18 protein-coding genes are annotated in these 14,624 nt (G+C 61.9%); all 18 read right to left on the bottom strand.

Going from position 1 to position 14,624, the window contains the following annotated elements; genetic code table 11:
• Positions 1-161: 161 nt before the first annotated feature.
• The 18 genes from CAF65_RS19100 to CAF65_RS19185 all read right to left on the bottom strand — a co-directional run bounded on the left by CAF65_RS19100 (position 162) and on the right by CAF65_RS19185 (position 14,587).
• Positions 162-956, bottom strand: coding sequence for a DNA adenine methylase (locus tag CAF65_RS19100; RefSeq protein ID WP_085717675.1), 795 nt, complete (start codon positions 954-956; stop codon positions 162-164).
• 200 nt (positions 957-1,156) lie between these two features.
• Entirely contained in the window at positions 1,157-2,191 is a 1,035-nt protein-coding gene (locus tag CAF65_RS19105) for a phage late control D family protein (RefSeq protein WP_085717676.1), read from the bottom strand.
• A gap of 52 nt (positions 2,192-2,243) precedes the next feature.
• On the bottom strand, positions 2,244-2,450 hold the full coding sequence (locus CAF65_RS19110) for a tail protein X (RefSeq protein ID WP_085717677.1): 207 nt from the start codon (positions 2,448-2,450) through the stop codon (positions 2,244-2,246).
• A complete protein-coding gene (locus CAF65_RS19115) occupies positions 2,425-3,282 on the bottom strand; it encodes a phage tail protein (protein ID WP_085717678.1) in 858 nt (285 codons plus the stop codon). Before CAF65_RS19115 ends, CAF65_RS19110 begins: the two co-directional genes overlap by 26 nt.
• 9 nt (positions 3,283-3,291) lie before the next feature.
• Positions 3,292-5,640: a phage tail tape measure protein gene (locus CAF65_RS19120; RefSeq protein WP_085717679.1), complete on the bottom strand. Its 2,349-nt coding sequence runs from the start codon at positions 5,638-5,640 to the stop codon at positions 3,292-3,294.
• Between the two features lie 136 nt (positions 5,641-5,776).
• On the bottom strand, positions 5,777-6,085 hold the full coding sequence (locus CAF65_RS19125) for a phage tail assembly protein (RefSeq protein WP_085717680.1): 309 nt from the start codon (positions 6,083-6,085) through the stop codon (positions 5,777-5,779).
• An 11-nt stretch (positions 6,086-6,096) separates the two neighbouring features.
• The gene (locus CAF65_RS19130; RefSeq protein ID WP_085717681.1) at positions 6,097-6,600 is read right to left on the bottom strand and encodes a phage major tail tube protein; all 504 of its coding nucleotides are present in this window, start codon (positions 6,598-6,600) and stop codon (positions 6,097-6,099) included.
• 12 nt (positions 6,601-6,612) lie between these two features.
• Positions 6,613-7,779: a phage tail sheath family protein gene (locus tag CAF65_RS19135; protein WP_143492130.1), complete on the bottom strand. Its 1,167-nt coding sequence runs from the start codon at positions 7,777-7,779 to the stop codon at positions 6,613-6,615.
• A gap of 41 nt (positions 7,780-7,820) precedes the next feature.
• On the bottom strand, positions 7,821-8,408 hold the full coding sequence (locus CAF65_RS19140; RefSeq protein WP_085717683.1) for a hypothetical protein: 588 nt from the start codon (positions 8,406-8,408) through the stop codon (positions 7,821-7,823).
• Positions 8,408-10,717 carry a phage tail protein gene (locus tag CAF65_RS19145; RefSeq protein WP_085717684.1) on the bottom strand — a complete coding sequence of 770 codons (2,310 nt, stop codon included), beginning with the start codon at positions 10,715-10,717 and terminating at the stop codon, positions 8,408-8,410. The genes CAF65_RS19140 and CAF65_RS19145 overlap by 1 nt, the downstream gene beginning before the upstream one ends.
• Positions 10,710-11,321, bottom strand: coding sequence for a phage tail protein I (locus tag CAF65_RS19150; protein ID WP_085717685.1), 612 nt, complete (start codon positions 11,319-11,321; stop codon positions 10,710-10,712). Before CAF65_RS19150 ends, CAF65_RS19145 begins: the two co-directional genes overlap by 8 nt.
• Position 11,322: 1 nt before the next feature.
• Positions 11,323-12,201 carry a baseplate J/gp47 family protein gene (locus tag CAF65_RS19155; protein ID WP_085717686.1) on the bottom strand — a complete coding sequence of 293 codons (879 nt, stop codon included), beginning with the start codon at positions 12,199-12,201 and terminating at the stop codon, positions 11,323-11,325.
• Positions 12,198-12,524, bottom strand: a complete 327-nt coding sequence (locus CAF65_RS19160) for a GPW/gp25 family protein (RefSeq protein WP_085717687.1) — start codon at positions 12,522-12,524, stop codon at positions 12,198-12,200. Before CAF65_RS19160 ends, CAF65_RS19155 begins: the two co-directional genes overlap by 4 nt.
• Before the next feature lie 5 nt (positions 12,525-12,529).
• Positions 12,530-12,775, bottom strand: a complete 246-nt coding sequence (locus tag CAF65_RS19165) for a hypothetical protein (protein ID WP_085717688.1) — start codon at positions 12,773-12,775, stop codon at positions 12,530-12,532.
• 59 nt (positions 12,776-12,834) lie between these two features.
• Complete coding sequence (locus tag CAF65_RS19170) at positions 12,835-13,392, bottom strand: phage baseplate assembly protein V (protein ID WP_085717689.1); 558 nt, start codon at positions 13,390-13,392, stop codon at positions 12,835-12,837.
• Positions 13,373-13,912, bottom strand: coding sequence for a hypothetical protein (locus tag CAF65_RS19175; protein ID WP_178076717.1), 540 nt, complete (start codon positions 13,910-13,912; stop codon positions 13,373-13,375). Before CAF65_RS19175 ends, CAF65_RS19170 begins: the two co-directional genes overlap by 20 nt.
• The gene (locus CAF65_RS19180) at positions 13,905-14,261 is read right to left on the bottom strand and encodes a hypothetical protein (protein WP_256578667.1); all 357 of its coding nucleotides are present in this window, start codon (positions 14,259-14,261) and stop codon (positions 13,905-13,907) included. The genes CAF65_RS19175 and CAF65_RS19180 overlap by 8 nt, the downstream gene beginning before the upstream one ends.
• A 5-nt stretch (positions 14,262-14,266) precedes the next feature.
• A complete protein-coding gene (locus tag CAF65_RS19185; protein WP_085717691.1) occupies positions 14,267-14,587 on the bottom strand; it encodes a capsid cement protein in 321 nt (106 codons plus the stop codon).
• Positions 14,588-14,624 lie beyond the last annotated feature (37 nt).

Here is a 14,624-nt window from a genome sequence, read left to right on the forward strand (position 1 = left end):
TCATGACTGAGAGAATCTGCAAGTGACATTTCAGAAAAACCGTGAGTCGCAGTCAAACTTAGAAGTACAGACGATCTTCAACTCGAAGGACAGATCTTGCAGCATATAGGTGCGGCCTGGTGACAGCAGACGTCTGGAGCTTTGGATTAATAGCAGTCATTTCAAAACAGGCCTCCAAATGCTAAAGGTTCCCAGTTCATGATCACCAATTCACCGCTGATCTCGGCCTTGCCCTGGCGTTGGTTGGTCGTGGTGTAGCGAATATCCAACGTCTCGAAATGAAAGCCCTCGAATACCCGCCGGATGTCCGGGTGGTCGTTGATGCTGACCATCACCCTGCCCTTGCAGCGGCGCATGAAATCCGCCATGCGTTCGTAGTTCTCGAAAGGAAAATCCACCCCATAACCGGCGGTCTGCCAGTACGGCGGGTCCATATAGTGGAAGGTATGGGCGCGATCGTAGCGTTCAGCGCATTCCAGCCAGGGCAGGTTTTCCACGTAGGTACCAGACAGACGCTGCCACGCGGCCGAGAGATTTTCCTCGATGCGCAGCAGGTTGATTGATGGAGTGGTGGTGGCGGTGCCAAACGTCTGCCCGGACACCTTGCCGGCGAAGGCATGGTGCTGCAGGTAGAAAAAGCGCGCGGCGCGCTGGATGTCAGTGAGGGTTTCCGGGCGGGTCATCTTCTGCCACTCGAATACCTGGCGCGAGCTGAGTGCCCACTTGAACTGACGCACAAACTCTTCGAGGTGGTTTTGCACCACGCGGTACAGGGTCACCAAATCGCCGTTGATGTCGTTGAGGACTTCCACGGGCGCCGCCTGAGGGCGCATGAAATACAACGCGGCGCCGCCGGCAAAGACTTCGACGTAGCATTCGTGAGGGGGGAACAGCGGGATAAGACGATCGGCCAGGCGGCGTTTGCCGCCCATCCAAGGAATGATAGGTGAAGACATAGAGAGCAAGACCTTTACTGTATAAATAAACAGGTGCTAGGCTCGCTCTGCTTTGTGCACAGAGCAGGAGCCTTGGCGGGACTTGCAGGGACAATCTGCGGGGACGGTGGCCAAACTGGATGTTGACGCATCCAGCCTGGCCGCTCCTTTTACTTTGATTTTTGAAACTCTGACTCGGGACGACTCACGCGCCCGAGCAATCAGTCCGGCACTTCAAGCACAACTTTCTGCGGCTTGCCGGAGGCCTTGGCCTTGCCCTCCTTGCCGCCATTGCACTCCACCGACACCGTCCACCCCGACGGGGTAAAAGTGTGATCCACCGACTCCACCAGGTACTCGCCATCGAGCCCGCGCTTGAAGCCCTGCGCCGCGATCATGATTTCGGCAAACAAGTCAGTGCGCCCGGGCAGGTCGAGGCGTACCGAGGCGGTCGAGCGATTGAACGCGGCCAGGCGTGCCTTCGCCGCTTCGTCGGCCGCCGACTTGTCCGGGTAGAGATGACGGTCGGTGTGCACCGGTGGCAGCCCTTCCGGCACATTCGGATTGTCCAGGTGCGAAATCAGCAGCTCGCCACTGGCCGGGTCCTGATACTGGGTGCTGACGCCCTGGTGCGTGCTACGGTCGCTCAAACGGAACTGCCAGCGGGTCACGTCGCTGCGCTGCAGGGTGATGACCGCCAAGGACTTGCCACTGGCGCTCTGCCCGCCTTGTCGCGGCAAGACCAGCAGCTTGCCGTCGGCCACCTTGGCGGTGCAGTCGTGTTTCTTGGCCAGACGGGTGATGAAGTTGAAGTCCGATTCATTCATCTGGTCCACGCGCGGCACCCGGGTGTCGACTGGGCATGACGGCTGCCAGCCATTGCGCGCGGCCACGTCACCGACGATCTGCGCCAGGCTGACATACTCCCAACTGCCGCTGCGCGTGGTTTTGCCGCTGCCGCGCATATCGCTGGCCTTGCCGCTGATCACCAGCGTGTCCGGCGGGCCAGAAACCGCCACCTCATCCACGGTGTAGCGGCCCAGGCGCGTCAGGTCGGCGCCGGCATACCCCAGGTAGACTTCGATGTTTGCGCCACGCACGGGCAGCGCCACCGCGCCGTCACGGTCGTCGATGCGCAACTCGAACGAATCCGACGCCATGCCGGGACGGTCGGACAGCTGCAACGAAACCAGCCGATCATTGATCAGCGCGGTAATGTCGGCGCCGTCGGCGACGATACGAAACAGCGGTTGCATAGCCATACTCCAGACAAGAAAAAGCCCGCACGGAGCGGGCTGGGTGATGGGATCAATCCCACAGTGAAATCACGCTGTCGGGCTCGATCACCAGGTCCGGCAGCGTGATCAGCAACCCGGCGCGGAACGGTTGCGGCTCATCGGCCAAGCCTTGGTTGGCCGCCAGCACCGCCTCGACGCTGCGGTTCAGATGGCCGTAATAGTGGTGGCACAGGGTGTCGAGCAGATCCCCGTCAGCCGTTCTGCAGGTCATCGCCATAACGGACGAACTCCAATGAAAAGCTTTGCTTGCGCGGGATAGCCCCAGGCAGCAAGGCGCTTTGTTCCTCGTCGATCTGGGTCAAACACCAGTTGCCCAGCACCTCGCCGTACCCGGTGGTCAGGTTCAGCGGCAGCAGCTTGGCGCCAATGCTGCGCAGCGTATCCAGCTGCTTCAGTCCACCTTTGTGGCCCGGGTAAATCGCGCCCTTGAGGGTGATTTTCTCCTCGCCCAGCCCCACGGCCTGTTGCGCCGGGCGCCGGGTCAGGCGCTCCTGCGCGGCCCAGCGAAACGAGGTTTGCCGCCGCAGTTCATCGAAGGCGGCGGTGTCCAGGTTGAAGTAATACGGCCGCTCATTGGCTTTCAGCGGGTAGAGAATCAGCAGGTGCGGAAACGGTTTCACCGCCTCCGGCATCGGCGTCATGTCGCCGGCAAACCATTCCGTCGGGAAAATATTACCCAGCGCGGCATTGGCCTTGCCGGCCACCTTGTTGAACGCCGCGCCAAAGCGGCCAATCTGTTCAGTCAGCGCGGAGAAGTGCTCATCGAACTGCGCCAGCGCGCGCTGGGTCTGGTTGTAGTAGCTGGCGACCTTGCCGATCTTGGCCTGCGCCGAGTTGATCACATCCTGCAGACGCCGGGTCTTGTCGCTCAGGTCGTCACTGATAAAGGGCAGATTTTCCAGCGCGTCGGCCGCTCCGCTGATTTCATTGAGCGCGCCATTCATGGGTCCGGTCATGGACTCCAGGTCAGTGCGCCCGGCCTCCCCCGCGTCGACCATGTACTTCAGCCCGCCCTGCAGGTGCTGCAGGTAGGTCTTTTCATCCGCCATTTCACTTCCTTAGCCCACGTGGGGGGCATCAAACAACTGCCGGGTGCGCGCCTCCCGGGCGAAGTCTTCAAACTGACGGCGCAGGTGCGGCATCAGCTCCTGAGCCAGCTGCGCCGGGTCTTTCACATCGCCTTGCACGGTAATGACCGGCGCCGGGGCGAAGGTAAATTGCTGATCGACCTTCGGCCATTCGGGTGTCTTAGTCGCGGTGCTCGACATTAATGCCGCCGCCGTGACCGGCGCGGCGGAGGCGTTTTCCATTGAACGCACGACCGCGCCAACGCCTTGGCCGGCGGCCATGGGAAAGATGCCGAGCGGTGCTTTGGCCGGCGTGTCCGGCCCGCCAAACAAGGACTTGCCCATGCTCGCGCCCACGTCACCGCCGCCCATAGACCCGAGCCAGGCACCGATCATCCCGCCCACTGCGGTACCGAGCAGCGGAATGAAGGACCCGATGGCGGCACCGGCCGCTGCACCCGCCAAGCTACCGGCCAGGCTACCTGCCGCCTCGCCGTAACCTTCGGCCTTTTCATCACGGGTGGTCGCGTTCTGGTAAGTGTCCAACACCTGAACACCGGCACCGACTGCCGCCAGCGCGCCGCCCACTTTCATCAAGCGCGCGCCCTTGCCCCCCCGACGTCTCGCGCCTTTACCCTTCCCGTCTTTGCCGTGATCCAGCCCGTCGTCATCGCCGTCATCCGCGTTGGTCACGAACACCCGCTGCACGATGTTGGACCGGTCACCGGCCGAACCACGGACGATGTTCACCAGCCCCCGGCCGATCTTCAGCGCGGCCCAGGCCTTGCCCAGCACCAAGGCTCCGGCTGTGAGTGCCGCCAAGCCCAGCACTGCCTTCGGCGTTTCCTCGGACAAGGCGGTTAAGCCGCGCGCCGCGCCGCCGATCCCGCTGGCCAGCGCATCCGTCGCCGGACGCAGGGCATCCCCAATGGCACGTAGCGAATCGTTGAATGCTTGACCGGTTTCGGCCCAGCGTTGTGACGAGGCTTCGCGCCGCTCGCTCAGGTTTTTGTCGAGAATGTCCTTGCGCGGGCCGTCGGGGTCCGAGGCGCCCTTTTTCAGCTCGGCGTAGAATTTCTTGTTCTGGGTGTACGCCATTAGCGCCGTCTTGACCTGCATGTCGGCAAACAGATCGCCGGTACGCAGGGTGGCCGCCAGTGCATCGGCCATCGCTTGCGCCTTGGCCGGGTTGGTCTCCTGGTTGATCCGGGTCAACCCTTGCGCCAACTGGTTGGCCTTTTTCGGATCGGTCTTTTCCACATACCGGCGCGCCAGTTCAAAACTGGCCTCGAAGGTCGACATTCCCTTGGCAATGGCAGCGTTCATCGAGCCCTGATAGTCAATCCCGGCATCGGCATAGCCTTTGACGGTTTCCCCCGAGCCGATTTTCGCGACCCAGTTTTTCAGGTTGTTCGCCGCCTCATCGGCGCTGCCGGCGCTCTTGATCTGCACCTGCAGCATGGCGCCCAATTGGGTCACCGCATCCTGGCCGGTGATGCCGCTGCTGGCCATCTGCGCCAACAGTTCCGGAAACCACTTGGCCATGTCAGCCGCCTCGAAGCTGCCTTGCTGGCCCAGCAGCGCGACCGACGCTAGGGCCTGTTCCATTTTCTGCGGGTCGGTGATCCTGGCGTTGTTCTGCATCGCCAGAATCATCTTCGCCGTGTCGGTACCCGATGCGCCCTGCCCGACCGCAAACTTGGCCGCCACCGGGGCGTACTTCAACGCCTCGGCCAGCTCCATGCCGCCGCCCACCAGCTGGTTCACCAGGTCGGCGACTTGGGTGTTGGCCATGCCGGTGTCTTTTGAGGTCTGCACAATGTCGCGGGCGGTGTTCACTTCCTGCGGGGTGTTGGCGGTACCGGACTTGATGGCGATGTCACGAATGATCGCCTGAAAATCCGCACTGACCTTGGTCGGCACGGCGGCCAGGGTGGTACCGGCCACCGCCGTGCCGAACCCACTGCGCAGACTTTCGCGGCCCTCCTCGACCTGCCCCAGGCCTTTGGCCTTGAACTCGGCATTGCGTACCACCTTGCCCAGCGCCAGGTACTCCTGACGCAGGCGGCCGACTTCGACACCCTGCTTGCGCAGGCTGTTGGTGTTGGTTTCCAGTTTGCGCAGCAAGGCATCGGCATTGGCCGCCCCACTGTCGTGGGCTTTTTTCCATTCATCGCGCAGACGCATGGTCTCGCCGATGACTTTCTGTAGGCCCTTGGCGCGGGTGGTTTGCGCCTCAAGCTTTTTCATTTCGCCGCTGACGTTCTTGAAGGCGGCGCCGAGCGAAGAATCGACGGCGCCGCCAATCACCAGCCCGAGCGAGAGTTTATTGGCTGCCATGGGGTACCTGTGTGCGAAGGGGGCTCAATCCGTGAGCCACCAGACCATCTCGGAAAACGACAGCCCCTGAATCTCGGCCGCCGAAAAGTTCAGCTCGACGGCCAAGCGTTTGGCCAGGGTCTTTTGCAGCCTGGGGTTAAACCCCGTCATCTGCTCCCAGACGAAAATAGGCGGTCTGCAAACGACGGTAATCGCGCATCAGCAGCCCCTCCAGATCTGCACGGCCAATGCTGGCCAGGCTGCAGAACAAGACCATCTCCTGCTCTTCTTCGTTGCTACCGCCCTGCAAGGTGGCGGCGCGCATCTCGCGCACCGTCGGCTCACGCAAGGTCAACTTGTCGACCTGAATGCCATTGGCCTCGCTCGGCCGGGACAGGCTGACGGTGGCGATGCCAGCGCCCAGTTGCAGCCACTTGGGCAGGATGTTGTCTTTCGCGTTGCTCATGGTGTTGCTCCTTACATGCCCAGGGCAGTCCGCACGGCGGCCAGTTGATCGGTACCATCGATGACGCGGATCGAGTTGAGGGGATCGATTTCAAACATCACGCTGCCGTCGATCTCCAGCTTGTAATAGGTCACCGCGACGGCGTACTTGAACTCGCCTTTTTCGCCCGGTTTCCAGTCCCCCGGGTCGACTTCCTTGAGGCTGCCCCGCAGAGTGGCAATCACCGCCTTGACCGCCCCTTTCTGGCCCTTGAAGGCGCCGCGGAACGAGGCGTTGAACCCGGTCAGGTCGGCCTGGCCAAAAAACTTCAGCACCTCGCGGCGCACGCCGTTGGTGATGAAGCTGGCCTCGAGTTTTTCGGTGCCCAGGTCGATCTCGACCGCCGCGTCCATGCCGCCGGCGCGGTACTCATCGGTCTTGAGCGTCAGTTTGGGCAGGGTCAGACTCGGCACATCGCCTTGCAGGCTGATACCGTCGACAAACAGATTGGTGTTGTAGAGCACTTCCGGAATCATTGGTCAGCCTCCTCAGGCAGCGGTGTCCAGCACTTCAGTGATCCACTGATCGGTCACCTCCACGCGGAAGTTCGGGTTTTCGGCCGGCGGCACGTCGGTGAACCGAATGTTCCAGTACACCTTGCCCTGACTGAGCTCGCTGGAAGTGTTCAGCTCTTCGTCGGCATAGACTTCGAAGTTGATGATCGCGCCCTGATTCTTCAGGTCGCGCATGAACGCCTGCAGGCCTTCGGTCACGTCCTTGACGTAGGTCGCGGTGATCGAACGGTCCACTGCCCACTTGTGCGCGTAGAGGATCGCGTCCATGACGATGTCCAGCGTGCGTACGCGGGTGACGAACGCCCACTTCGGGTCACTGGACAGCGTGCGGTTGCCCCACAGGCGATAACCGTCATCACGAATGATCGTGGTGATGTTGGCGTTGTTCAGTACGTTGGCCCGGCAGGAAGGATCGCCGTCGAGAAACTCGATCGGCCGTGTAGTGCCGGTGATGCCGACAAACTCCTTGTTCGACGGTGAAGCCCAGAAACCGTAGGTGGCATCGGTCCAGGCAAACAGGCCGGCGGTCCAGGCCGACGCTGGGGCATTGACCGTGGCACTGGTGCCGGTGTCCCAGAACTGCACCCCCGGGTCGACCAGGTAGGCGTGCTTGCTGCCAAAGTTGGCGGCATACGCCATCGCCGCTTCGTCGGTGGTGTTCGGCCCGTCAATGATGGCCATGGCCCGCAATTTGTCGGCCAGCGCCACCAGCTCGGTGGCCACAGCCAACGTCGATGAGTAGCCCGGGGTGATCAGCAGCCGCGGCTGGGCGTTGAACTTGCTTTTGCCGTCGAGCAACGCCTGCATGCCGGTACGGCTGCCGTCGGCCCACACCCCGCCAATGATCGCTGAGAGTTGTTCATCCGGGTCTTCAAGCAGCGGCGCGCCGACGGCGACAATCACCGCCTTGGCCCGTTTGAAAATCGCCTTGCAGTCCTGGGTGATCGCCGCATCGGCGCCCCACGCCGCCACCGCTTCACTTTCGCGGGTGATCAGCAGTAACTGGTTGTTTTTGGCGGAGGCGCCCGGGCCTTCGGTGAAGGTGTTGCACAAGCCGATGATCGAGGCAGAGGGAGTGGCGATATGCCGGGCGCCGGTGTCCACCAGGGTCACAGTGACGCCGTGAAAGAAACTCATAATGTGATGCTCCAGAAAAGAAAAAGCCCCGTCAGTGCGGGGCGTCAGGACGCGGTATTGGTCAATCCGTCCGGCTTCAGCGGTCGTTTATCGCTGGCAGGAAAGTCTGCCGAGGTGGGCCAGGCCCGCAGTTCATTGCGGTAGGTACGCCAGGCCAGTTCCGTGCTGAGCGCGGCCGGGTCGGCATCCAGATGCTTGTCGATCTCCCGACCCGCCCAATGCAGTTCATTTTCGATCCATGACTGTTCTCGACGGCTCTGCATCGCCAGATCGCGTGCAGCATCCAGCACCCAAACCAGACCGTCCCAGACATAGGCCGCACTCGGTCGCGGCAGATCAGTCAGCTCGGCCGGCAACTCGCCCGGCATCGAATGCGTCACTTCGACACCGTCGCTGGTGCGGAAAACCACGCCACGATGGTCAGGCACCACCAACCACGCCCCGTCCCTCCAGACGACCACCTGATCATCACCGGCTTGGGGTGGTTCCTCCAGCGTGGCGCCCGCCGGTAGACCGCAGCCGCGACTTACATAGATGTCGTGCTGTCCGAGGTATTCACCGGTGGTTTCACTGAAGGTGTAAACATCGATCCAGCCACTTTCATCAAAAAAGCCATTCACTAAAGTCGTCATCAATACATCCTGCAGATGTAGTTGTAAGCCACGTTGCGCATCCGCGTTTCCGTGCTCACACGGGCGACGGCGGATGGGTTGAAAGTTACAGAGAGATTGCTTGTCGCACTGACTCGTGGTGCAGCGGGGATATCACTCGTCATGTAACCACCCGCCGTAAATACGCCGGTCGCCGTATTCACAATCAACATCGAATCGTCATCTTGCAGCCTGAGTTCACCCGTCATGTTTTGTAGCGCGTCGAGCTGCAGACTCAACACCGGGCGCCCAAAGTCGGGATCGATGCCGCGCCCGCCATCCAGACCACGAATCGACTCGGCGCGCATGTCGGGCAGGAAGCCGCTGGGATACACGGCGGCCAATGCTGGGTACCACTCGACATTGAACGGCTGCCCCCCCATCAAAACGCATTTGTCGGGTGGCGTAGCGGTTGGCCATGGAAACGGCACACCGACGGGAAGCGAAAATATGGAAGCAGGATCAAAATTGCTTTCGGTCCAGATCCCCCCGAAATTCTGCGCATCAACCTGTATGTTTATTTTGCCCGAGGCGTTTTCATAGCCAATGTAGATTTTGTTGGCGTCCTGACCCGCCACCCCGCCTTGCTGCACGGGAGTGAAACCCAAAGCAGGTTGGTACGCAGCAGGGTCAAAGTTACTGGTGTCCCAACCCGTTACCCATTCACTGAATACGTATCCCTCTGGGGTCTGAACACCGCCACGGGTGTAAGTTGTACCGGTGTTATAGCCGATGATTTGTTGCCAGAGGGTGTCTTGGCTGACCGCAACCAGCAGGGGGGAGAATTGACACCCCTCTGGAACGTTCGGCCCGGGGTTCACCCGGTAAATGCCCACGGTGGTGATTGTGTTTATATCGGTGCCATCGGGAAGGACAATCCCCCCCTGCCCCCAGCCATATGCCCCCGCGAGCAATACACGGCCTGGCGTGTCATCTTGGGGAGAGGTTTGTTTAACCAGATCGGTTGAGTCCCAGGTGCTTTCCCATTCGCCCCAAACACCGGCCGTCAAGGCCCGGCGGTGTAGGGTGTGGTCAGCATTCCCATAAATCTCCTGGAAGGCGTATTGACCGGGTGTAATCGCCGAGACGCGAACCCAACCCTCATAGATTCCGCCTCCTGGCCCACCTGTGCCATTGCTGATGAAATAGAGAGCCGTCTCCGCGTTCAAGCCACCGATGTCAACATCACTGACTGCATAGGCGGGCCCGCCCCAGCCGAACGCTCCGACCTTCATCAGTGCATCAGGCGTTGCATCGTGCAGATCGAGTTGCACAGCAGCGGTCGCGGCGGTGCCCAGCCCGAGGTTATTCCGAGCCTCAACCACATCCGCAACATCACCCAGGTTTTCACTCACCGCCAGGGCATCGGTGATGCCGTAGCCGGCCAGGGTGGTCGGGTTGGTACCGGCGATTACGCGCCCAAGGGCATCGACGGTGACACTGCGAAACGTGCCAATGCCCACTCCATTGCCGCCCGCGATAATCTCGAACTGCAAACCGGTGCTGCCCAAGGTGATCGGCGCGTCGGTGATCAACTGCCAAAGGCTGTCGCCGTTGACGCTGCCCTGCTCGACGTGGACGAACAGCCCGGGGGTCACTTCCAGACTATTGTCGGCATCGGTGGCCCGCGTCCAGCCTTCGGCGCTGACGACATACAGGCCGTTGTCATGGGCCTCTGCCTGGGCGGTCACCAGCACCCGGTCACCGACGACCACAGTCACGTCATCGAGGGTCTGCACATTGCTCAGGGTGATGGGGACCGTGGCCGCTACCCGCGCTGACTGCTTGTGATCCAGTTTGGCCAGTTCCTCCTGGATCTTGAGGTCCACGTATTCACGCGTGGCCAGCACCACCGCCGGGTCGATCTTCAGCACGATGTTCGCCGAGCTGCTGACGATGAAGTTCATCCGCACCACTTGGGTCTTGCCACTGCCTTGGTCCAGCAACGGTTTGTAGCTCGGCGCGCAGTTGGCCACCGCCACCAGGTCGCCGTCGATATCGTACAGGCCGATCTCGCGAATCCACTCACCGCCGACTTCGGGCGGAATGATCTGCTCGGTGATCACCGTGTTGGGGTTGGCCGGATCGACACGGATCTGGTTGATCGGCGCCCGGCGCCATTCGTTGATCAACTGGGTCTGCAGGCGATCGGGAATCGGGTCGGTGCCGTTGGCATCGCCCAGGCCCATCTCGGTGAACATCCAGTCCAGGCCCATGGCGATGGCATTGGCGTGTTTGGCTTCACCGACTGCCGTGAGGATGGCAAAAAACTGACTGCTCTTATCAATCATAGGGATAAACGTCCAAAGTATCGGTTTCATCGACGCAAAGCGCCGGGCCAAAAGTGCCGGTCACGTCGATGTCTTGCGGGGCCGGTGGGTACACGTCGATCTCTTCGCCCTCTTGCACGCACACGGCGATGCCCAGCACTCCCTCGGTCTGCAGACTGAGCGCCAGGTTGGTCATGTGCCGGCTGACCGGACGGGCGTCGTCGATCAACCAAGCCAGTTCCTCGTACAGTTCCTCGGTGATGCCCGCGTCGTTCAGGCCGACCTCCAGGGCGAAGGTGCCGGGCACGCCTTCCGGCACGGTGTCGAACCACTCGACCACGTCGATCAGGTAGCCCAAGGGCTCGACCACCCGACGCAGCGCACCGATGGTGCCTTTGCGCGCGTGCACGTCGTACGCCGAACGGATCGCCGTGCGCTTGGCCTCCTGCGTCCAGTTGTTGTTCCAGCGGTCCACCGACCAGGCCGACGCCAGATACGGCAACAGGTGTTCAGGGCAGGTGTCGGCGTTGTACAAACTGCGCAGCGGAATCAGCGTGCTTTCGTAGTTGGCCGCTTCCACGGCCAACTCCAGCGGCGTGCTGTTGAGCGGTAACTGGCTGCTCATGTCAGGCCCCCAGCGTCACGCTGTAACCGGTGCAATACGCCGCCTCGGCCTTGCTCGGCTTGATATCAGTCCAATCCAGCAATTCAACCCGGGCGATGCCGGGAATGTGCAACTGCGCATCGATCCCCGAGCGCGCCACTTCCAGCCCCAAACGACGACGCGGGTTGATCCACTCGCCCAGGCGTTTCTGGCTTTCGGCCAGATAGGCTTCGTTTTCCGGCCCCGGTGCCTGGGGGTACAGCACTGCTTCAATGTGGTAATCGATGACCACGGCGCTCTGCACCGTGAGGCGGTCGGCCACCGGCCGCACGTCCTCGTCATTGAGGTGCAGCCGGACCTCTTCCAGCAGTTCTGGCGAGGCCGCGCCGCTGCCTTCCAGGCTGAGCACGGTGACCACCACTACGGCCGGCGATGGGCTTTCCGCTGTGGCATCGGCCACCAACCCGGAAGCGTTGCGTGCATGCAAGATGTAGCTGTTGCGCGGCCCCGCCGTGGTCAGCCCCTCATACGACAGCTGCACCCGCTCGCGCAGGGCATCGTCCTCTTCGAGCACCTGCGGCGTCGGTGGCACGGTGCTCGGATCTCCGGCCTGAATCACCAGGCGTTGCAGGTTGACGTTGGCGGCCAGGTGATCGAGGTCGGCGCGTTCGGCGTGGGCCAACAGCAAGGCCTTGCCCGCATCGTTGACCCGCGCCCGGTTCTGCAAGGCGCCATACGCGGCCTGCTCGATCAGCTTGAGCACCGGGTCGCTCTCCAGCTCCGCGCTCCAGTTGTCGCCCATGCTCAGGCGGAAGGCTTCCAGTTTCTCCTGGTAGACCTCTTCAAAATCGAGGTCTTCCAGCACTTGCGGCGGCGGCAGGGCCGCCAGCTCCATGGTCATGTCGACACCTCTAACAACACATCGCCGCCCAGGTACTGCCCGGTCAGTTCAAAGGTGATACGTCCGTCGAGGATGGCCACGGCGCGCACCCGCCCGAGTTTCAACCGCGGCTCCCAACGCCCAAGCGTGCTGGCCACTTCCGCCTGCACGGCACTTTTCCAGCCGTCATTGACTGGCAAGTCGACAAAACGCCGCAGCTTGCTACCGTACTCCGGGCGCATGCGTCGGCTGCCCAGTGGAGTGGAGAGAATGTCCTCGATGGACTGGCGCAGGTGATCGAGGCCGGAGATCAGCTGACCGGTACGGCGATCCAGTCCGATCATGTAGGTCAGCCCTCGACCGCGATAAAGTCCACCCGGCCTTCCAGGTAGCCGATGGCGGCGTTATCGTTCGACGCCACCGAGACCTGCCCCTTGGTCACCCGCAACGTACCGCTGCACTGGGGCAGGATCAGCACCCGGGAGGTATAGAGCGTGTCGCGAAACACCCGCACCGCGTCCAGCGTGGCCGGCATGGGTGGATTGGCGTCAGGCTCGTCGGGCGACACGGCGGCGCCTTTGATTTTGGTCGTCATGGTTTGCTCCAGGCATAAAAAGGCCCGCGCATGGCGGGCTGAATGTGAACGGAATCGGGTTAATGCGAGTGGTTGCTGCTGTTGCCAGTGGCGTCCATGATTTTGCCGTCACCCTGAATGTCACCCGTTACGCGTAACGGCCCGTTGATCGTGACCGCACCGGTCAGATCGATGGCGGCGGCCTGGCCGGTTATCGCGTTATCCGTAACGGCCAGAGTCGAGGCGCCGACACGGATCAGGACCTGCCCACTCGGCACACTGATGGTGTAGCTATTGGCCTGCCAGTCGTAGACCAGCGAGCCGCCATCTTCGAAGTGCCAGGCCTCGACATGATCGCGGTTGTCCGGCGGTGCCCCGGCATTGCCATACAACCCCGGGATAAAGGTCCCCATGGCCGGCTCACCGCTAGGGCTGAACAAAACGCCCTGCTCATTCATGCTCGGCACCCGCCAGTGGCGGGCCTTGCCGGCGGCCAGGCTGTGCCAACGAACCCAGGCACTGACCCAGTCACCTGACTTGACCCGCACCCGGCCGGCCTCCAGATCGATGCCGACCACCACGCTGGGCAACAGCATGGCGGCGATCATCCGGTCATGTTCAGCGCTGGGGTACCCCATTCTCCAGATCCTCCGGCTGAAAGTAGTGGTCTTCGTTGCCGATACCGGTGCAACCGTCGACGTTCAGGTACAGGCTGCCCGGAGGTTCAATCGGCCATGGCCATTCAAGTTCGCCGACCTGAAACACCTGCTTCCATTCGACAATCCACATCACGAACTGGGCCAGCTCGGGCATCGAGTCATCCGGAAAGGCATGGACATCCTGCACCTCCTCGACAAAGTCCAGATCCCAATATTGCCCGCGTAAAATCTTGCTGATCTCGGTGGCTAGAATGGCCGCCTGCAAGGCGGCTTTACTGAGGGTGGAATCAACCATGATGCACACCTGAAAACGACCAGTCAGCGACGTTTTACCACTGCCATTGTCCGTCGCTTCACCAATGTCCGTCAGGGCAAACAACACCGCCGGCAGCCCCACCTCGGCCTCCAGCTCGGGAAACGACTCGACGCTGGCCACCATCGGCAAGCGCTCGCGAAAGGTGGCCTCAATGGCGTTGTGTAAGGTCGTCAGTTCATCCATTGTTCAAACTCAGTGTGAAGGCGACCATGCCGGCGCCGTCCGGTTCGCGCTTGCTCACCTTGTAGCGGCCACCCCCTTGCTCGGTCGGCAGATCGATGGTCAGGAAACTGTCTTTATCAATCCCCGTCGCATCCACCACCCGGGCCGTGAAGGTCGGGGCCAGCACGTTGTCGGTCACGATGGCATTGCCCAGGCGCACGCTCTTCGATTTGCCACCCACGTCGGCGCCGACAAAGGGCGAGAGAAAGGCACCGAACAGCGCCACCCCATCCGGCTTGATCGCTCGGTCACCCAAGCGACCCACCAGCACCGCATCCATGCGCGCCGTGATGTCGCGGAAGCGTTCCATTCCCGTCACTGAATCAGCAACGCTTCGGCAATCCCGCCGACCGGAGCGCTCATCAGCTTGCCGAACGGCACCAGGTCACCGGTGGCCACCAGCGGATCGACCAGCACACCGCCTTGCAGGGCCACCTTCTGCCCTTGCAACAGTGCCGCATCGGCGGGCAAACGCCAGACGCCGTCGAGATGGCCCACCAGGACATCACCCGCCGCACCACTGGCAATCGGGATGACCACCGTATCAACCAGCACCAACGGCACCCCCGCCATCGCGCCACCATCTGGCGCCACAAAAGTCAGCGTGCTACCGGGGCCGGAATAATTCTTGGACATGCGTTTTTCTCCTGCACAGAAACAACAAACCCCGCAC

It is taken from the genome of Pseudomonas sp. B28(2017) (assembly GCF_002113025.1).
Lineage (GTDB): Bacteria > Pseudomonadota > Gammaproteobacteria > Pseudomonadales > Pseudomonadaceae > Aquipseudomonas.